The organism is Actinoallomurus soli, assembly GCF_024055715.1.
Lineage (GTDB): Bacteria > Actinomycetota > Actinomycetes > Streptosporangiales > Streptosporangiaceae > Actinoallomurus > Actinoallomurus soli.
In genome coordinates this window covers 274408-293451 of record NZ_JAMXMV010000007.1, presented here as the reverse complement: position 1 = coordinate 293451, position 19044 = coordinate 274408, and the positions used below count along the sequence as shown (strand labels likewise).

The following is a 19044-nucleotide window of genomic DNA, read 5'->3' as shown; positions in this document are numbered from 1 at the left end:
CGGGCCGCTCCGGCCGTCGTCGCGTACCGGGACTCTTCGCCGCCGGTCAGGAGGCGGCCGGCACGTGGGGCTTCTCGTCGGTCCAGCCGACCTCGAGGTAGACCGTCGACGCCCGTTTGAACTTGTCCATCGGCCCCGACGTCTCCTCCAGGACGAACGCGGTCTTCGGGTCGACGATCAGGTCGTACGGCCCGATCTTCACGGCCTGTCCCACGCGTCCCCGGGAGTCCTTGACCCGGCCGCCGGCCGTCACGCCGGGCCGCCGCGCGAGTGCCCGGAAGGCGGCCGCGCGTACGCTCGGAGAGACGGGGACCGCGTACAGCAGCGCGCCCAGTGTGCCGGTGGTCGCATCCTCCACGTCCTTCGGCCGCCACTCCGAGTTGAGCCCGCGGGAGAACGCGCGCGCCCAGGCCGTCAGCCGCTGTGGGTCGGCCGGCAGCCCCCGGAGCCGGTCGAAGGACAGCATGTGGTCGTCCAGCTCGAAGGACCTGCCGCCCTTGTACTTCTTCTTGTCCAGCGCGCCCCCGCCGTTCTCCAGGCCGGCCGTGCCCATGTACCACCAGCCGTCCTTGGCGGCCCAGGTCTCCAGCACGTTCCCCGTGGGTCGCCGGCCCGAGATCGTGATCATGTCGATTCGCCGGATGTGCCAGTACCTCCCGGTCGTCGGCGGCGTCTTCCCGGCGCTCACCGCGGCGGCCAGCAGGACCTCCCGGCCGGACAGCCGCTGCTCGCTCTTCGCCGGTACGGGCCGGGGGCCGTGCGACGGAGCCGACGTGCCCGTGAGGACGACGGCGGCGGCGGTTCCGGCGGCGACCAGCCCGAGCCCGGGCAGGGCCCAGCGGAGCCGGCGGCGCCCCTGTCGCCTCCGGTCGGCGGGCACCTCGCGCGGAGCCCTCGCCGGCTCCTGACGGATCAGCTCGTCCAGCCGCCGCCGGCCCATCGCCATCACCGCCGCCGACGGGTCGCCCTCCTCCAGCAGTTCGGTGACCTCGCGGATGTCATCCATGGGACTTCTGCTCCTCCGTAGACGTGGGGTCGGTCCCGCCCAGAGCCTCCCGCAGCTTCTTCCGAGCCCTGCTCAACCGCGATCCGACGGTGCCCCCGGGAATCTCCAGCGCCTGGGCGGCCTCCTCGTAGCCGAGGCCGCCCAGCGCGACGAGCAGCAGCACGTCGCGGTCCCCCTCCGGCAGCGCCGCGAGAGCCTGCGCGAGCCGTGGCCGCACGCCCTCCGCGGTGACCCGTGCGGCGACCCGCTCCTCGTGCTCGCCGCCCGCCGTGTCACCGCCCAGGCGGGCCAGTGCGGCGTAGCGCCTGCTCTCGTCGCGCCGGTACTGCCCGACCAGGTTGGTGGCGATGCCGAACAGCCAGGGGCGTACGGCGCCGCGCTCCGGGTCGAACCGGTCGCGCTTGCGGAACGCGGTGAGGAAGGTCTCCGCCGCGACGTCGTCGGCGACGTCACGGCCGAGCCGCCCGGCCACGTACCGGTAGATCTGCGGGAAGTACCTGTCGTAGATCACTTTGAACTGATCAGGCTCGTGCCACGACCGTCCGATCACCGCGGCGTCCTCGTCCTGTGAGGCGACGACGCCGTGTGCGGCGGTCATCCGTGGCTCCTTGTCATGTCCGGCCTTTCCGAGGCGTTCGGCGGTCACCCGTACTCAGTCGCCGGCCGAAATCTTCTTCACGGCGCCGGTCGCGGCATCTCCGGGCACCGAACCTCGCCGTTGCGTTCCCCGGAGGGGACGAAGGGAGATACGGTCTTCGGGCTGACAATTGAGATCATCCCGATCACGGATCGCAAGGGGGATGAGCGTGTCCGGCCCGACGGACGACAACGTGCCCGAGCCCGATGCCGCCGTGACCTCCGGCGACGACGCCCCGGGCCCTGCCGGCCCGCCCGGTACGGACCGCTCCGCGGCCGACACGGACGCCGCTCCGGCTTCGGCCGATACCGCCCCGGCGGCGGAGGACTCCCGGAACACCGTTCCCGCGCAGGAGGACGCCGTACGGGACGAGACCTCCCGAGCGGACGAGGAAACCCCTGAGACGGGCTCCGGATCGGTGGACGAAGGTGAAGGCGAGAGCGACCGGCTCGCCGAACAAGGCGCGCCGGGGCCGGACGCCCACCCGGCCGACGACGCCTCGGCGAGACAGAAGGACCCGCCCCCCTCCCAAGACGGGATGCGACCGCTCCCGTCCCCGGACGGGAGCGACGCCGCCGTGACGCGACCCTTCCCGTCCCCGGACGGGAGTGACGCCGTGACGCGCCCCTGCGCCTACTGCGGGCGTCCGATCCCGCAGCCGGGCGAGGCGGGACCCGTCGTGCGGTACTGCCTCGACAACGACGGCGCCTGCGCCCAGACGGCGGCCGAGCGGCGCCGCCGCGACCAGGACTCCCCGGGTCTCGCCGGGCAGGTCGCGCGGACCTGGGACATGGTCGAACGGCTGGAGGACGTCGCCGAGCTGCTGGCGATGTCCCTGACGGCGGATCTCAGCGTCGCGGGAGTCGAGCGGCGGATCGCCGAGGCGAGGGCGGAGGCGGCCGCCGCCGTCGCCGAGGCGCAGCGGGACCGCGAGGCGGCCCGGCTGGACGCCGAACAGGTACTCGCCCAGCTCGGGGACGTACGGCGCCGGGCCGAGCGGGCCGAGACCGCCGTCGCCGAGCTGACCTCGCGATTGGAGGCCGCCCGCACCGAACGGGACGCCGCGCGCGACATCGGGGACCAGGCGACCCGGACGGCGGAGGCGGCGACCGAGGCGATCACGGCCGTACGCGAGGAGCGCGACCGTCTCACCCACCGGATCGCCGAACTGACCTCGGCACTGGACCTGGCCCGCGACGAGAACGCGCGCCATCGGGCGGAGCTCGCCGAGGCCAAAGAGCTGCAGAAACGGGCCGCGGCGGTGGAGGAGATGCGCTCGCAGCTCCGAGCCGCCGAGTCTGAGCTGAACAAGATGCGCACCACGGCCGAACTCGCGCAGAGCGCTCGTGCGGCCGCCGAACAGGCACGGGCCGCAGCCGACCGGCAGGCCCTGGAGGCACGCGCGCACGCCGACGAGGTGAGCGGCCAGCGGGATACGGCGATGGCCGAGGCCGAGGAGCTCCGCGGCGAGCTCGAACGCACCCGTGCCGAGCGGGAGGAGGCCCGCACCGAGCTGGAGAGCGTCCGCGGCGACTTGGAGGGCACTCGCACCGAGCTGGAGAGCGCTCGCGGGGATCTGGAGAGCACTGGCGCCGAGTTGGAGACCGCTCGGGGCGACGCGGAGAGCGCCCGTGCCGATTTGGACCGTGCCCGTGCCGAGCTGGACGGCGCTCGGAGCGAGTTGGAGACGGTCCGGGCCGACCTGGAGACCTCGCGCGGGGAACTCGAAACGGCACGGCCCCGCGTGGAGGAGGCCGCACGGCTCACCGAGGAGATCGAGTCCGCTCGCCGTGAGCTGGAGGAGGCGCGGACCAAGCTGGCGCAGTACCAGCTGCAGGCCAAGGAACGGTCCAGCATGCTGAGCCAGCTTCGCGCCGCGCTGGCCACGATGATCGCCGAACGCGACGCCGCGCGGGCGGAGGCCGACGAGGCCAAGGCACAGGTGGAGCAGTTCGCGAAAAGCCACCTGAGACCCACGACCTCGGCGCGGCACGCGCGGCATGCCGCGGATCCGCAGGCTCCGGCCGGTTCGCAGACCGGTCCGCAGCCCTTGGCCGGTTCGCAGACCGGTCCGCATGCCCTGGCCGAGTCGCAGACCGGTCCGCACGCTCCGGCCCAGCCACAGACCGGGCCGCACAATGTGGTCGAGCCGCCGACCGGCTCATCGGCCGACCCGCGGAGATCGAGCGATCTGCCCGCCGCCTCCCCGGCACCCGGCGATCCGGCGGCCGATGGGCGGATCCCGGGCGGGCCGTTGACCGATCCCCTCGGTCTGGGGGCCCCGTCGGCCGCTCCGCAGGTGCCGAGTGGCTCGCCGGCCGATGGGCGGATTCCGGGTGGGCCGTTGACCGATCCGCGTGGTCTGGGCGCCCCGTCGGCCGATTCTCGCCGTCCGGGCGGTCCTCCGGCCGGTCCGCAGGTGCCGAATGATCCGTTGGCGGATGGGTGGACCCCGGGTGGGCCGTTGACCGATCCGCGCAGTCCAGGTACCCCGGCGGCCGCTCCACAGACGCCGAGTGACCCGTTGGCCGATCGGCGGGGGACGAGCGATCCGTTGACCGGTCGGCGGCGGTTGAGGGATCCGCTGAGCGACCCGCTCGCGACGGGTGGGCCGACCGCCGACCCGCTTGCGACGGGCGGCCTGCCCGCCGACCCGCGCTTTTCTCCGCAGGCGCCGGACGACCCGCGCGTCCCCGGCCGGGCGGCGGCCGATCCTCTCGGCCCGGCGCCGTTTCCCTCGCCGCCGGGTCAGCGGCCGGTGCCTCCTGCTCCGCCGACATTTCCGGGCACGGGGCCGGCTCCCGGTGCCTCCTCGCCCCTTCCGGGGGGAGCCCCGCCCTCCTCATCGGCGTACGGCGGGACGCCGTTCCACACGCCCGGTCCGGCCGGTGCCGCGCCGGACACGGGAGCGACGTACCCGTCGCCGGGTCTCCCCGGCGGACCAGGCCTACCCGGCCCGCCGGGTGCCCCCGGCACCTCGTACACCTCCGGCGGGGCGAATCCCCCCGGGGCACCCGGCGGCGCGGGCGTGCCGGGTGCGTCACAGGGGGCCGCGCCGGGGCCGGAGACCGATCCCTCCGTCGACGACCCGGCGAACGATCCCGCGCGTACGCAGTCCCCGCCCGCGCCGCCCGAGCGTGACATCGGTGGAGCGCCCGGCCGGTTCGACCGTTTCCGCCGCCGTTTCCCGCCGCCGTCCGACAGGTAGCCCGGCGTCGGGCCGGCACGATGCCAAGGACACCGGATCAGGGCCCGGACCCGAACAGGTCCGGGGCACGAGTAGCCGGGATCCGAGCGGGGGCCGGAGCCGGCGGATCGGGACCGGTTGGCCCCCGGACCGGTGGGTCAGGTCGGGCGGATGGGCATGGCGACCGGGGCGGGCCGGCGGACGCGGTGGGCGGCGACCCGCGCGAGCACGGCCGGGGCGAACAGCGACGTCGGTGCGGCCATCAGCGCCAGCACGTGGACCAGGCGTTCGCACACCCGCCGGTCGACGTTGGCGGTGGCCACGACCTCGTCGACGTACGCGTTGATGACGCGGGTCCGCAGCCGTACGGGCGCGGCCTCGGTCTCCCGGTAACGCAGGTCCTCACCGGTGGCGACGAGCCATGCACCGGCGGCGCTGCGGGCGGCGCCGCGCTGGAAGCGCCGTTCGAAACCGGGACGGGGGTCGCGCAGGCAGCGGTCGAGGACCAGGGCCGCGACGGCGGCGACGCTCATGCCCTGGCCGTAGATGGGGTTGAAGGCGCACGCGGCGTCGCCGGTGACGACGAAGCCCCGCGGCCAGGACGGCAGCCGCTCGTAGTGCCGGCGGTGGTTGGCCGTGCGGCGGTAGGCGACGATGGGGGTCAGCGGCTCGGCGTCGCGGATGGCGTTGTACAGGACGGGGCTGCGCAGCCCCTTGGCGAACTCCAGGAACGCGGTCTCCTCGGACGGGCCGTAGTCGCGTCCCGCGCCGGAGAGGCTGCAGATCCAGCGGCCGCCCTCCTGGGGGAACAGCCCGCCGGTGCGCCGGGTCGCGGGCGGGTCGGCCTGGATGTACAGCGCCTTCCAGCCGGGATCGAACCCGGGCGGTATGGCGTAGTAGCGGCTGGCGTACCCCAGGAGCGGATCGACCCGGGTCTCCGGCGGCGTCGGGTGGCCGAGTGCGGCGAGCCATTCCGGCGCCCGCGACCCGCGGCCGGTGGCGTCGACGACCAGGTCGGCGTGGAGTTCGCCGTCGTCGCCGAGGATCACCCCGGCGACGTCCCCGCCGCGGGGGAGGAGGCCGGTCACCCGGTGCCCGTCGAGGACGTCGACGGGTTTGCGCCCGCCGTCCGGGGGGCCGGTGAGCCGGTCCCGTACGGCATGGTCGAGCAGTGGGCGGCTGAACGTCAGCAGCCGCGTCGCGTCGAAGCGTTCGCGCCAGCCCGCCGAGGTGAGCCAGAGGACGTCGGCGGGCACACGGACCTCTTCGGCGCCGGCCGCGCGTAACGTGGCCTCCAGACCGGGGAACAGCGCCTCGGCGATCTCCAGGCCGCGCGTCCAGAGGACGTGCAGGTGCCGGGACTGCGGCACGCCGGGCCGGAACACCGGATCGGCGGGGAACCGGTCGCGGTCGATGAGGGTGACCCGTTCGAAGTGGGCGGTCAGGACGCGGGCGGTGAGCAGGCCGGCCATGCTTCCGCCGATGACGATGGCGTGTTCGCGTTTCACTCGAGGTCTCCGGTCGCGGGGAGTGCGCTCAGAAATCATATGAGAACGCAGATATTGACCCTATGTGAAGGACGCGCCGATACTCGTATGGACGAGCGAGGAGTCGGATCATGGCGACCACTGCCGGCGGCCATTCACAGGTTCCCTCCCGGACCCGCCATCACCGCATGGTGAAGAACGAACTGACCGAGACACCGCATCCCGCCTGGGCTCGGTCGATGGTCGATTCGCTCCGGCCGGACTGGACCGCGGTGCTCGAGGCGAAGATCTTCACCGAGACGGTCCATGGGCCGTTCCCAGAGGAGGCGTGGCGGCGGATTCTGCTTGATTTCTTCTGCGTGGTCGAGGCGTTCCCGAAGTACATGGGCGTCTATCTGGCCAAGACCACCTTCGGCCAGGTTCCGGGGGATCACCTCGCCCGCGACTGGCTGATCGGGAACATCCGGACCGAGGCCCTCCATGCCCAGTGGTACGCCGACTGGGCGGCCGCGCTCGGCATCGGCTTCGACGAGCTGGTCTCGCACCGGCCCTGCCCGGAGGTCGGCGCGCTGTACGAGTACCTGTGGTCGGTCTGCTACCGGGGCGGTCTGGCCGAGGCGTTCGGCGCGGTGAACTACGCGATCGAGGGGGTCACGGGGGAGTGGACGCGCCTCGTCCTGCCCGCGTTCCGGGACAGGTACGGCGACGACGCGGCCGCCCTCCGCTGGCTGACCGAGCACGCGGAGTACGACGACGCGCATCCCCGGGAGGCGTTCGAGCTGATCAAGCTGACCGTCCGGGACGGAGCCGAGCACGCGAAGGTCGAGTCGGCGGTGCGCCGGTCGCTGGAGTTGTTCCGGAGGGCCTTCGACGCCAGTTACGAAAATCGGGCATTTCCGGTGAATATCACGTAATGTAGGTCCTCAAGAGGGTAAAACGGCATTAAGCTTCAGCGTAGCGTACTGCTCAGAACGGGCAGCGACGTGCCATTTTCCTCCCTGACGCAGCGGTGACGGCCGAAGTGGGCTGCATTCTCCCGATCCTCGATGGGTATCTCGTAGGGGATCAATTTTTGCCGTCGGCTGGGCCGTTGGAAGGGCTGGACATGCACGTCGATGCCATTCGGACGCAATTGGCGCTCAGCGCGGTCACGGGGACCGCCCTGGTCATGACCGCGGGTTGCAATGGCGGTAACCGGGCCGCCGGAGAGAGCGCCGAGAAGGTCAAGGCGGACGCCGCGGCGGCCCGCGTGATGATCGCACCGGGCAACGGCACCTCGGCCGTGCGGCCCGACAAGCCCGTCGTGGTCCGGGCGACGAGCGGCCGGCTGGCCGACGTCGTGCTCGACAGCGGCGGACGGAGGGTCTCCGGCGAGTTCAGCAGGGACCGTACGGAGTGGCGATCCCGATGGGGGCTCGAACCGGCGGCGAACGTCAGCGTCCACGCCGTCGCACGGAACGCCGACGGACGGACGTCCACAGCGGTGAGCAGCTTCCGCACGACGGGGACGCCCAGCACGGTGACGGTGTCCCAGGACCCCGTCCTGGAGGACCGGCGGAAGGAGACCTACGGCGTCGGGCTCCCGATCATCTTGAACTTCGACAAGACGATCAAGGATCGGGCGGCGGTCGAGAAGGCGCTCCAGGTGATCGCCGACAAGCCGATCGAGGGAGCGTGGCACTGGTTCGACGAGGGCAAACAGGTCGTCTACCGGCCCAAGTTCTTCTGGCCGGCCCACCAGACGGTGCGGCTCGTCGCCCACCTCACCGGCGTTCCGTTCGGGAACGACACCTACGGCACCAAGGACTTCACCCGGACGTACCGGATCGGGCGGGCGCAGATCTCCCACCTCGACATCGCGGGCCACCACATGCGCGTCGACTGGGACGGCAAGCCGGTGCGGACCATCCCGATCAGCGCGGGCAACGGGGAGACCCGCGAGTACACCACGACCAGCGGAATCCACCTCAACATGGAGAAGGACGAGGACGTCACGATGACCTCCCCGGGCCGCGGGCCCGGCGACCCCGGCTACTACAGCGAACTGATCCACTACGCCGTCCGCGTCTCCAACGCCGGTGAGTACCTCCACCAGACCCCAGGCGACGAGGGCTGCCTCGGCAACCGCAACTGCAGCCACGGCTGCATCCGCCAGTCCCGCGAGGACGCCATCTGGTATTACAAGCACTCCCAGCCCGGCGACCCGGTGATCGCCACGGGAACGGACCGGCAGGTCGAGCCGGACAACGGCTGGTCGTTCTACCAGATGCCGTGGCGGAAGTGGCTCAAGGGCAGCGCCCTCCACCGCTGACGCCGGACCGACGGGCAGAAGTCAGCGGATGGTCATCCGCCCGGAAGCCGGTCGTTCCACCCTATGGGCACCGTTCCTGAGTGAGCATCGCCCGCCTGAGCCTGATCGCCGTCGTCCTGCTCCCCACCTGCGCCGCGGCCACGGTGCCGGTCCCCGCCCGGCATCCGGGCGCCCGGGTCGTCCGCGCGGCCTTCGAACCGGCCCGACGCTGCCACGCCGGGGCCGCCCCGGACTTCGACGGGGATGGCGTCCGTGACCTGGCCGTCGGCGCGCCGTACGCGACGAGCGAGGGCCGCCGCCGGGCCGGAGCGGTCGCCGTCCGCTACGGAGGCCGCCCCGCCTGGCTCCGGCCGAGTCCCGCGCAGGCCGGCGCGGGGTTCGGCGGCACGGTCGCCGTCGGCGACTTCGACGGCGACCACTGCGACGACCTGGCAGTGGCGGCCTCCGACCAGGGGCGGGCGCGTCCCGGGGCCGACGGTACGGGCGTCGTGGCGGTGTACTTCGGCTCACCCGGCGGCCTGCGCCCGCGCATGACCCTGAGCGTGCGGAGCCTCGGCCGTACGCCGGCAGGTGATCGCTTCGGTGCCGCCCTTGCGGCGGCGGACCTGGACCACGACGGCCGGGATGACCTCCTGGTCGGCGTCCCCGGCCTCGCGGGCGGCGGCGGGGTCGGCCTGTTCACCCGCGGTCTGCGCACCGCCCGCCTGATCACCCAGCACACCTCCTGGGTGCGGCAGCCCTCGGGCCCGACCGACGGCTTCGGCACGGCCCTGGCGGTCGGCGCGTTCGGCGCCTTCGGCCGGGGCCGGCGGATGCAGATCGCCGTCGGCGCGCCCGGCGACGGCATCGAGGCGTCGGGCGCGGTGACCGTCATCGATCCGGCCGCGCACCGGTCCCGGCTGATCACCGAGGACAGCCCCGGAGTGCGGGGCGTTCCCGAACGCTACGACGAGTTCGGCGCGGCGCTGGCCGCCGGCGATTTCGACCACGACGGCACCGACGATCTCGCCATCGGGGTGCCGGGCGAGGACGACACGGCGATGCCGGACAACGTCGCGCAGGGCGCGGTGCACGTCCTGTACGGCTCCGGGGGAGAGGACGTGTGGACGCTCCGCCGGACCGGCCCCGAGGACCGGCTGGGATCCGCGCTGGCGGCCGGTGACCTGACCGGTGACGGCATGGCCGACCTCGCGGCCGGCGCTCCGGGCGGTGGCGTCGTGCAGATCCTCGACGGCCGCCGCCGGCGGGGCCTGAGACGCGGCACCGTCGTCACCTCCCCGGCCGGGGGGACCGCCCAGTTCGGGTGGTCCCTGGCGGTCCGGGGCCGGGACCTGCTGATCGGCGCGCCGGGCGCCGGCGGCTTCGGCGGCGCCGCGTTCCTAGCGCGAGGCTCCCGGACGACCGCCGTGCAGGCGGGCACGGCGGGCGAGCTCCTCGGCTACGCCGTCTCCTGAGCGCTCCCGGGCGCCGCGATGATCAGGGAGCGGCGCGGCGCTTCGGTCGCGGTGCTCAGGGGGACGGCGGCGCTTCGAGCGCGGTGATCAGGACGGCAGGGTGCTTCGGTCGCGACGCTCAGGGGCGGCGGCGCTTCGGCCAAGGTGATCAGGGGCGGTGGGGTGCTTCGGCCGCGGCGGCCGGGGCAGCGCGTCGCGCCGGCGCGGCGGCCCGGGAGAGGCGGAGGGCGCCGTCGGCGACGGTGAAGCTCGCCGTGACGGTGCTGGGGGCGTGCCGTCTCGTCACGTACGGGAGCGTGTGGAAGTCGGCCCGCAGCTCGGTGGCCGTCAGCCGGGCGGCGATGAAGCCGCGGCGCTGGTCGGCGTAGGCGATGTGCGGGTTTTCGGCCAGTTCGATCGCGCGGGCCGCCGGTGTGTCGTAGCCGTCGCCGTCGCTCGTCACCGAGGTGGTCACCAGCTCGACGCCGACCCGCCGCGAGTCCGGGTCGTCGAAGTCGACGAGCAGGTCGCTCGCGTAGTGACAGTGGATGTCGCCGGTCAGGACGACCGGGTTCCGCGCGCCCGAGGCGACGACGTCGCCCAGGATCCGGTCCCGGTCGGCGGTGTAACCGTCCCAGGTGTCGACGACGACCTCCCTGCCCGGCCCGAGGTGGTAGTCGTGCTGGGCCATGAAGATCTGCTGGGCCAGCAGGTTCCAGCGGGTCCGGGAGGCGCGGAGCCCGGCGGCGAGCCAGGCCCGCTGGGCGGATCCGACCAGTGTCCGACCGGTGGCCAGGCGCGCGGCGCAGTCGGCGCGCAGGCCGTCGTCGCACGCCTGGTCGTCCCGGTACTGGCGGGTGTCCAGAACGTGGAACGTCGTCAGGTCGCCCCAGGCCAGCCGCCGGTAGAGCCGTATCACGGACCCGCGGGGCAGCGCCGAGCGGCGCAGCGGCATGTGCTCGTAGTAGGCGCGGTAGCCCGCCGTCTTGCGCTGCGCGAAGCCCGGCCGGCCCGACGTACCCGGGTGGACGCCCGCCCAGTCGTTCTCCACCTCGTGGTCGTCGTTGACGGCGATCCACGGCGCGAGGGCGTGCAGCGCGCGCAGGTCCGGGTCGGTCTTGTACTGCGCGTGCCGGAGCCGGTACTGCGCGAGCGTCTGGCAGTGGTGCGCGGTGTGGGAGCGGACGATCGTCCCGGTCGAGTTCCGGTAGCCGCCCGGCGCGTACTCGTAGATGTAGTCGCCGAGGTGCAGCACGAGGTCGGGCTGCTGCTCGGCGAGACGCCGGTAGGCGGTGAAGTAGCCCTGCTCGTAGTTGGAGCACGACACCACGCCGAACGCCAGGTCCGGCGCCGTGCCCGGGGCGGGGGCGGTCCGCGTCCGGCCCGTCGGTGAGAGGTGGCCGCCGGTGCGGAACCGGTAGAAGTACTCCCGGCCCGGCTGCAGCCCGGCGGGCTCGACGTGCACGCTGTGCGCCCACGACGGCCGCGCGGTCGCGGTGCCGGACCGTACGACGCGGGTGAACCGCTCGTCCTCGGCGAGTTGCCACTCGACGTCCACGTCCCGGTCCGGCATGCCCCCGTGCCCGCCGTCGGCGAGCGGCCGGGGCGCCAGGCGGGTCCACAGGACGATGCCGTCGGCCGTGGGGTCGCCCGATGCCACGCCCAGCGTGAAGGGGTCGCCCGTTCTCCGGGAGGCCAGCGGCAGCCCGGCCGCGCCGATCAGGAGGCTCCTGCGTGTTAGATCCACTCCCTCAGTTCAGATCGCGCCGCTGAGGGCGGTGAGACCTGCCGTTGACCGGCCGGTCAACATCCGGTTGACGCCACGTGACCCGCGCCTCGTCCGGAACGGCGCTGCGGATACCCACCTTTTTGTGGGTACTTGTCGGCGGGATTCGGGGGCCCGAAGCTTGGTCGTGGAAATTCCGTGCCGTCACGCCGGGCGGCGATCGTCTTCTTCTCCGGCGTGACGGCCCGAGAAGAGAACACGGAGGGACGGCGGTGTATCAGGAAACCGGCTCGCTTCCGGCGAGTCTCTCCAGACGCCGGTGGCCCCAGTCGGACAGCGGCGCCAGTGCTTCGGACAGGTCACGGCCGAAAGGCGTCAGGGAGTACACGGTCTTCAACGGCCGCTCATCGTGCACCTCGCGATGGACGAGACCGTCGGCCTCCATCTCCCGGAGCGTCTGAGTCAGCACCTTTTCGGTCAGGCCGGGCAGCCGCCGGCGCAGTTCACCGGGACGGTACGGACGCGATTCCAGCAGCCAGAGCAGGATCGTCTTCCATTTGCCGTCGATCACCGCGATCGCCGCGGTCACTCCGCAGACATTCGTGTCCCGAGCACGGCTGCGCGTCATCGTCATCCCACCTATACGACCCAGGAGTCGATCATGACCTCTTACACCCCGGATTCTGCCGTCACCGTACTCGGCCTCGGGCCGATGGGCCGGGCACTGGCCGGCGCCTTCCTCGACGCCGGCCTGCGCACGACGGTGTGGAACCGGACGGCGGGCAGGGACCGGGAGCTGACCGGACGCGGCGCGGTCGGGGCCCCATCGCCCGAGGCCGCGGTCGCCGCGAGCGGGCTGACCGTGATCTGCGTGGTGAACTACGACGCGGCGGACGCCGTGCTGCGGCAGGACGCGGTGACCGCCGCGCTGAAGGGACGCACGATCGTCAACCTGACCGCGGACACCCCCGATCGCGCCCGGGACACCGCCGCCTGGGCGGCCGAGCACGGCATCGGCTACCTCGACGGCGCGATCATGACTCCGGCCACCACCGTCGGAACACCGGCCGCGGCGTTCATCCACAGCGGTCCGGAGGAGCTCTACCGGCAGCACGGACCGACGCTGGAGGCCCTGGGCGGCACCCACACCCATCTCGGCGAGGAGATCGGCCGGGCGGCCGCGTACGACATCGCGCTGCTCGACATCTTCTGGACCACGATGGCGGGCTACGCGCACGCGCTGGCGGTGGCGCGGGCGGAGGGCGTCAGCGCGGGGGAGCTGGCGCCGTTCGCCACGGGGATCAGCGCCTTCCTCCCGTCGATCTTCGAGCAGTTCGCGCAGGACGTCGACGGCGGGAGCTTCTCCGGCGAGATCAATCCGATCACCTCGGCGGCGTCGTCCATCGCCCACATCGTGCACACGTCCGAGGCCCACGGCATCGAGGCCGGCGTGATGCGGACGGTCCAGGACCTGACGCGCCGGGTGATCGACCAGGGGCACGGCACGGACGGATTCATGAGGATCATCGAGCTCATGAACCAGCGCTGAGCGGCGGCCGGCGGCGCGGAGTCAGCCGGTGGCGAGCCGCTCGTGGGTCTGCCAGGACGACGTGAGGGTCGAGCCCGAGCGGCGGCAGCGGCCGGCGTTCAACTGGACCCAGTCCTCGGTCCGCTTGGTCGTGGCCCCGAACCGCACCGTCGGCCCGTTGTCGACCGACTGCACGCCATGGCCCTTGGAGGAGATCAGCGGGGTGCTGATGAAGCCGCCCGGCGACCCCTTCAGGTGGCCGCGCAGCTGCGCGCAGACCTCGAAGCCGTCCTTCGGCTTCGTGTCGGCCAGGACGAACGTCCCGGAGTACGCCGTCCGGCAGACGGTGCCCTTGAAGATCACCGTTCCGGCGCCGCCGGGCAGCCCGTACGCGCGGGAGTAGTCGCGACAGCCCTGCGCCTTCGGGCGGGCGGAGCTCTTCTTCTTGGTCCTGCCGGGGGTCGGGGTCGGAGTCGGGGTCCGGCCCCCGCGCAGGCTGTCGTCCGTGGGCGTGCCCGAAGCGGGGGACGACGGGCGTGACGACGGCGTCGTGGCGACGGCCATGGTCTTCCCGGAATCCTCGGCGCCGCCGCCGTCGGGCCAGAGCAGCAGGGCGAGCAGGAGCGCCACCAGGGCCGTCGCGGCACCGGCGCCGACCGCCCAGCGCGCCGCCGAGCGCCGGGACCCGGCCGGCGCGCCCACGCGGGACCCGGCGTCCGCCCCGTCCGGCACGGCGGAGGCCGCGCCGGACCACTCACCATCCTGATTCGGTCCCGCCGGTCCGAAGGCCGACGGGCCCGGTCGCGGAGGCTCGTACGCCGTCGGTCCTGGTCGTAGGGGCTCGGACGTCGACGGGCCCGGCCGCGGAGGGTCGAAAGTCGTCTGATTCGGAGGCGGGGGGGCGAAAGCGCCCGGGCGCGGGGATTCGAACGCCGAGGGGGCCGGCGGCGCGTCGACGGGCTCCTGCCCGAGCAGCGCGGCCTGCGCCTCCTGGGCGGTGGGGCGGCGCGCCGGATCCTTGGCCAGGCAGGCGGCGACGACGGAGCGCAGCGGCTCCGGCAGCGGGTCGAGGTCCGCGTCCCCGCGCACGATGCGCTCCATCACCCTGGGCACCGAGTCGTTGCCGAACGGCGGGCGCCCGGTCGCGGCGAACAGGATCGTGGAGCCCCAGGCGAACATGTCGACCGGCGCGCCGATGTCGCCGCCCGCGATCTGCTCCGGCGCCATGTACGCGGGCGTGCCGAGGGTGTTGCTCTCGTTCCTGCGGGTGGTCCCGAGGGCGCGGGCGATGCCGAAGTCGATGACCCGCGGGCCGTCCTCGCCGAGCAGGACGTTCTGCGGGTTGAAATCCCGGTGCACGATCCCGGCCTTGTGGATCGCGGCGAGGGCGGTCAGCGTGCTGATCGCCAGCCGCTCCAGCGCGCCGCCCGACCGGGGGCCCTCGGTGAGGATCTGGGATCGCAGCGACCGGCCCTCGACATACTCGCTGACGATGTACGGCTGGTCGCCGGCGAGGTCGGCGTCGATGACCTGCGCGGTGCAGAACCGCGCGACCTTCTTGGCGGCGTCCAGCTCCCGGACGAAGCGGTCGCGCGCGTGCGGGTGGGCCGCCATGCGGGCGTGCAGGAGCTTGATCGCCACGTGCGTGCCGGCGTCGTCGCGGCCGAGGTAGACGACGCCCTGCGTGCCCTCGCCGAGGCGTCCCACGAGCCGGTACGCCCCGAGTCGCGTGGGATCGCCCGGTCGCAGCGGATGACCCTCGGGCATCTGGTCGTCCTCCCGCTCTTACCGTCGGTCACGCGAGAGGTAACCATAGCGCCGGTCGCACCGGCCGACATGCCGATGGGGCGCGGGCACCGGAGCGGCTCAGCTCGTGGCGCGGCCGAGGGCGTACTGGTACAGGTGCTCCTGCTGGATGGAGCCGTCGGACCGCTGCATCGTCGCGAAGTTGGCGACGAAGATCTCGTGTGCGGCCTCCACGCCCATGACGTCGATCGCGCGGGCGATGTTCGGCGAGGCCATCATCGACTCCCACGCGGTGTCGAGGGAGGCGAAGTCGTGCCGGTGGGTGACCTCCGCGCTGGCGAAGACGTCGAGCCCCGCCTCCACCATGACCTCCCGCAGCCGGTACAGGTCGTGCACGGGGGGTCCGTCCGTGGGCGGCGTGGGCACCCGGCCCCGTACGGCGCTGAGGAAGGCGCTCGCCTCGCGGCCCGACCAGTTGTGCCACAGGCCGATGGCGACGACGCCGCCCGGCCGGGTGACACGGGCCAGTTCCGCGATGGCCACCGCGGGCGCGGCCGCGTGCTGGATCGCGTCGAACGCCATGACCTGGTCGAAGCAGCCCCGGTCGTAGGGCAGCTCGGTGATCTCGGCGGCGCGCAGGTCCACGTCCGGCAGCCGGTCGCGCGCGTGCGTCAGCAGGTCCGGGGAGGGGTCCAGCCCGGCGACGTCCGCGCCGGTGAAGGCGGCGAGGGCCAGGGCCGTGCCGGTTCCGCAGCCGACGTGCAGCAGGCGGGTGCCGGGCTGTGGCCCCAGCGCCGCGAGCGTCGCGGCGTAGAGAGGGCGGACCTGCTCCTCACGCAGGCGCGTGTAGGGGGTGGTGCCGCGGTGCTGACGGACCTGTGCGGTCCCCATCGTCGCGTCCTCCGTGTCGACTGCCGATGCCGATGCCGATGCCGATGGCTTCATGATCATTACCCGGCCGATCGGGCGCATCAGCATAATTGCTTACTTTTCAACCACCTGTAGGGCTTATGTACTACATACTCGCCATGTGACAAGGCGGGTTTCGTGTCCCACGCTCATCGGTCGCTCGGCCGAGCTCGAACGACTCGACGCCGCCCTGACCCAGGCGCAGAACGGTTCGTCCGTCCTGCTCTTCGTCTCAGGCGACGCCGGGATAGGCAAGTCTCGGCTGGTCACGACCTTCACCGAGCACGCACGGCGCCGTGACGCCCTCGTCTTCACCGGCGGCTGCCTCGACCTGGCCGAGGGCGCCGCGCCGTACGCGCCGTTCGTCGCCGCGCTCCGGCCGCTGGCCTACGAGCTCACGGCCGAGGAGCTGGGGCACGTCCTCGGCGAGGCGCCGCGCGAGCTCGGCGCCCTGCTGCCCGAGCTGTGCGGGCGGCCGCCGGCACGGCGGGACGGCGCCGAACGCGGCCGGCTGTACGAACTCGCCCTCGGGCTGTTCCAGCGGATGGCCGCGCTGCGTCCGGCCGTCCTGGTCCTGGAGGACCTGCACTGGATCGACCCCGCCTCCGCCGACCTGCTGGCCCTGCTCGGCGCGAACCTGCGCCGCGCCGGCCTGCTCGTCATCGGGACGTACCGCAGCGACGAGGTGGTGCGCGGCCACCCGCTGCACGGCACGGTGCTGGAGCTGGAGCGCTCGGGACGCGCCGAGCGCATCGAGCTGTCCGGCCTCTCCCGGGACGAGGTGGCCGCCCAGGTGGCCGGCATCCTCGGCATCCGCCCCGCCGTCCGCCAGGTCGGCGCGCTGTTCGCCCGGACGGAGGGGAACCCGTTCTTCGTCGAGGAACTGGTCGCGGCCGGACCCACCCCGAACGAGGTGCCCGCCAGCCTCCGCGAGGTGCTGCTGACCCGCGTCGAACGCCTCGCCCCCGAAACCCGGCGGGTGCTGCGCGCCGTCGCCGCGATCGGCCGGGTCGGTGATGAGGAGCTGATCGCCGCGGTGACCGGGCTGCCGCCCGAGTCGCTGGACGACGCCCTGCACGAGGCGGTCGCCCACCGGCTGCTCGTCGTCACGGACGACGGATACGACGTACGGCACGCGCTCCTGCGTGACGCCCTGCACACCGAACTGCTGCCGGGCGAACGCAGCCGGCTGCACCGCGCCGTCGCCACGGCGCTGGAGAAATACGGCCCGTCCGCCGAGCTCGCCCGCCACTGGCACGCCGCCGGCGACGCGGACCGGGCGCTCAGCGGCTTCGTGGCCGCGGCCGCCGCCGCACAGGCCAGCTACGCCTGGGCCGTCGCGCTGGCGCACTACGAGCGTGCCCTCCGCCTGTGGCCGGAGGTTCCCGACGCCGCCGCCCGCACCGGGATGCCGTACGCCGAACTCCTGGGCCGCGCCGCCGAGGTCGCCACCGCGGCGGGGGAGGTCGATCGCGCCGCCCGGCTCGCCGAGGAGGCGATGGGCGAGGTCGATCCGGTGGCCGAGCCGACGCGCGCGGCGGGCCTGTGGACCCTGGTCGGCCGGATCCGCTGGGTGACCGGGGACCTGGCCGCCGCGTGCGCGGCGTACGACAAGGCGATCGCGCTGCTGCCCGCCGAGGCGTCGGCCCGCGAACGCGCCCGCGTCCGCGGGCTGCAGGGGCACGCGCTGATGATCCAGTGCCGCTTCCGCGAGTCCGTCGCGTCCTGCCGGGAGGCCGTCGAGGCGGCCGCGGCCGTCGGCGCCCGCGACATCGAGGGGCACGCCCGCAACACCATGGGCGTCAGCCTCGCCATGCTCGGCGAGATGACCAACGGTCTCGCCGAACTGGCCGAGGCACTGCGCAGCGCCAAGGAGCGCGAGGACGCCTGGGAGGTCGGCCGCGCGTACGTCAACTACACCGAGGCGCTGCTGTGGGCCGGGGACTGGGCCAAGGCCGCGGAGCTGGGCATGGAGGGCGTGGGCATCTGCCGGCGTCTCGGATACGGCCGGACGACCTGCATGTGCGCCGCCGGCAACACGCTCGCCGCGCTGATCCGCCTCGGGCGCTGGTCCGACGCGGACCGGCTCGTCGACGACGTCATGGACATCGAGGCGCCGCCGTGGCAGCGCTGGGGCGTGACGCTCGCCATGGCCGAGCTGCAGCTGCGCCGGGGCGACTCCGACGGCGCCCGGCGCCACCTCGCCACCCTCGCCGAGATCACCGGCCGGACCGACGACCTCGACCTGGCCAGCTCCTACCACGCCTGCCGGGCCCGCCTGGCGATCCTCGAACACGACCTGACGGCCGCGCGCGGCCACGTACGGGCGGGGCTCGACGTCATCCGCGGCAGCGAGTTCATCCGGATCGGGCCCGAACTGTGCGCGGCGGGGATCCGGGCGGAGGCGGGGCTGCACGGCGACGCGGCGCCGCTCCTGGAGGAGAGCCGCGCGATGCTCGCGGCGATGCCCAAGATGCCGGAACCGGAGGCGTACGGTCTCCAGGCCGAGGCGGAGGCGACCCGGACGGCGGACCCGGACCCGGCCCTCTGGCGTTCCGTCACCGCGCTCTGGGAGGAGCTCGGCGAGACCTACCGCGCGGCGTACTGCCGGACCCGCGAGGCCGAGGCGATCCTGGCCGTCCGCGGCCCGCGCGAGGACGCGGTGGAGGCGCTGCGCGCGGCGTGGGCCACCGCCGACGCCCTCGGCGCCGACGCGCTGCGGCCGGAGATCGAGAACCTGGCCCGGCGTGCCCGGCTCGATCTCGTCCCGGCCGCCGAGGAGCCCGCACCCGTGGAGGAGCCGGTCCCCGGGCTCACCGCGCGGGAGACCGAGGTGCTCGCGCTGCTGAGCAGCGGGCGGACCAACCGGCAGATCGCCGAGACGCTGTTCATCAGCGAACGGACCGTCGGCGTCCACGTCTCCCGCATCCTGCACAAGCTCGGGGTGCCGAACCGGGGTGCCGCCGCCCACCTCTTCCGCGCGTCCAACTGAACCCGGCGGCCTGGGACTGCGAGCAGGGCCGGGAGCGCCGCTCAGGGCCTGATGCGCCAGCCAGATCCCGGGAGCGCCGCTA

At 73.5% G+C, this 19044-nt stretch carries 13 protein-coding genes; 6 read left to right on the top strand and 7 right to left on the bottom strand.

The features are described from left to right. Window positions 1-46: 46 nt before the first annotated feature. On the bottom strand, window positions 47-1006 hold the full coding sequence (locus tag NDW01_RS20065; protein ID WP_252822745.1) for a CU044_5270 family protein: 960 nt from the start codon (window positions 1004-1006) through the stop codon (window positions 47-49). Beyond that, entirely contained in the window at window positions 999-1604 is a 606-nt protein-coding gene (locus NDW01_RS20060) for an RNA polymerase sigma factor (protein WP_252822743.1), read from the bottom strand. Before NDW01_RS20060 ends, NDW01_RS20065 begins: the two co-directional genes overlap by 8 nt. A gap of 208 nt (window positions 1605-1812) precedes the next feature. Here NDW01_RS20060 and NDW01_RS20055 point away from each other — a divergent pair, with 208 nt between their 5' ends. Next, entirely contained in the window at window positions 1813-4851 is a 3039-nt protein-coding gene (locus NDW01_RS20055) for a hypothetical protein (protein WP_252822740.1), read from the top strand. Between the two features lie 137 nt (window positions 4852-4988). Here NDW01_RS20055 and NDW01_RS20050 read toward each other — a convergent pair whose 3' ends face one another. Then, window positions 4989-6338 (bottom strand): NAD(P)/FAD-dependent oxidoreductase, encoded by a 1350-nt coding sequence (locus NDW01_RS20050; RefSeq protein ID WP_252822738.1) that lies wholly within the window; start codon window positions 6336-6338, stop codon window positions 4989-4991. Window positions 6339-6448: 110 nt separating this feature from the next. On the opposite strand from NDW01_RS20050, the gene NDW01_RS20045 reads away from it, so the two are divergent. From NDW01_RS20045 to NDW01_RS20035, 3 genes are all read left to right on the top strand, one after another. Next, complete coding sequence (locus NDW01_RS20045; protein WP_252822736.1) at window positions 6449-7231, top strand: TenA family transcriptional regulator; 783 nt, start codon at window positions 6449-6451, stop codon at window positions 7229-7231. Window positions 7232-7422: 191 nt separating this feature from the next. Then, window positions 7423-8628 (top strand): L,D-transpeptidase, encoded by a 1206-nt coding sequence (locus NDW01_RS20040; RefSeq protein WP_252822734.1) that lies wholly within the window; start codon window positions 7423-7425, stop codon window positions 8626-8628. 80 nt (window positions 8629-8708) lie between these two features. Further along, on the top strand, window positions 8709-10082 hold the full coding sequence (locus NDW01_RS20035) for an FG-GAP and VCBS repeat-containing protein (protein WP_252822732.1): 1374 nt from the start codon (window positions 8709-8711) through the stop codon (window positions 10080-10082). A 148-nt stretch (window positions 10083-10230) separates the two neighbouring features. On the opposite strand, the gene NDW01_RS20030 is transcribed toward NDW01_RS20035, so the two are convergent. After that, window positions 10231-11808: an alkaline phosphatase D family protein gene (locus NDW01_RS20030; RefSeq protein WP_252822730.1), complete on the bottom strand. Its 1578-nt coding sequence runs from the start codon at window positions 11806-11808 to the stop codon at window positions 10231-10233. A gap of 256 nt (window positions 11809-12064) precedes the next feature. Then, on the bottom strand, window positions 12065-12376 hold the full coding sequence (locus tag NDW01_RS20025; RefSeq protein ID WP_406567740.1) for a winged helix-turn-helix transcriptional regulator: 312 nt from the start codon (window positions 12374-12376) through the stop codon (window positions 12065-12067). Between the two features lie 72 nt (window positions 12377-12448). Between NDW01_RS20025 and NDW01_RS20020 the strand changes: the two genes are divergently transcribed. Then, entirely contained in the window at window positions 12449-13336 is an 888-nt protein-coding gene (locus NDW01_RS20020; protein ID WP_252822726.1) for an NAD(P)-dependent oxidoreductase, read from the top strand. Window positions 13337-13357: 21 nt separating this feature from the next. Here NDW01_RS20020 and NDW01_RS20015 read toward each other — a convergent pair whose 3' ends face one another. Both NDW01_RS20015 and NDW01_RS20010 read right to left on the bottom strand, forming a co-directional pair. Further along, entirely contained in the window at window positions 13358-15082 is a 1725-nt protein-coding gene (locus NDW01_RS20015; protein ID WP_252822724.1) for a serine/threonine-protein kinase, read from the bottom strand. Between the two features lie 99 nt (window positions 15083-15181). Beyond that, window positions 15182-15952 (bottom strand): class I SAM-dependent methyltransferase, encoded by a 771-nt coding sequence (locus NDW01_RS20010; RefSeq protein ID WP_252822722.1) that lies wholly within the window; start codon window positions 15950-15952, stop codon window positions 15182-15184. 139 nt (window positions 15953-16091) lie between these two features. Between NDW01_RS20010 and NDW01_RS43540 the strand changes: the two genes are divergently transcribed. Continuing rightward, window positions 16092-18962, top strand: a complete 2871-nt coding sequence (locus tag NDW01_RS43540; protein ID WP_308211740.1) for an ATP-binding protein — start codon at window positions 16092-16094, stop codon at window positions 18960-18962. The last annotated feature ends 82 nt before the right edge of the window (window positions 18963-19044 follow it).

What these genes read in the sequence shown, in the direction of transcription:
- NDW01_RS20065 (WP_252822745.1), bottom strand. Translation starts at nt 1,006, where the DNA reads ATGGATGACATCCGCGAGGTCACCGAACTGCTGGAGGAGGGCGACCCG.
- NDW01_RS20060 (WP_252822743.1), bottom strand. Translation starts at nt 1,604, where the DNA reads ATGACCGCCGCACACGGCGTCGTCGCCTCACAGGACGAGGACGCCGCG.
- NDW01_RS20045 (WP_252822736.1), top strand. Translation starts at nt 6,449, where the DNA reads ATGGCGACCACTGCCGGCGGCCATTCACAGGTTCCCTCCCGGACCCGC.
- NDW01_RS20040 (WP_252822734.1), top strand. Translation starts at nt 7,423, where the DNA reads ATGCACGTCGATGCCATTCGGACGCAATTGGCGCTCAGCGCGGTCACG.
- NDW01_RS20020 (WP_252822726.1), top strand. Translation starts at nt 12,449, where the DNA reads ATGACCTCTTACACCCCGGATTCTGCCGTCACCGTACTCGGCCTCGGG.
- NDW01_RS20015 (WP_252822724.1), bottom strand. Translation starts at nt 15,082, where the DNA reads ATGCCCGAGGGTCATCCGCTGCGACCGGGCGATCCCACGCGACTCGGG.
- NDW01_RS20010 (WP_252822722.1), bottom strand. Translation starts at nt 15,952, where the DNA reads ATGGGGACCGCACAGGTCCGTCAGCACCGCGGCACCACCCCCTACACG.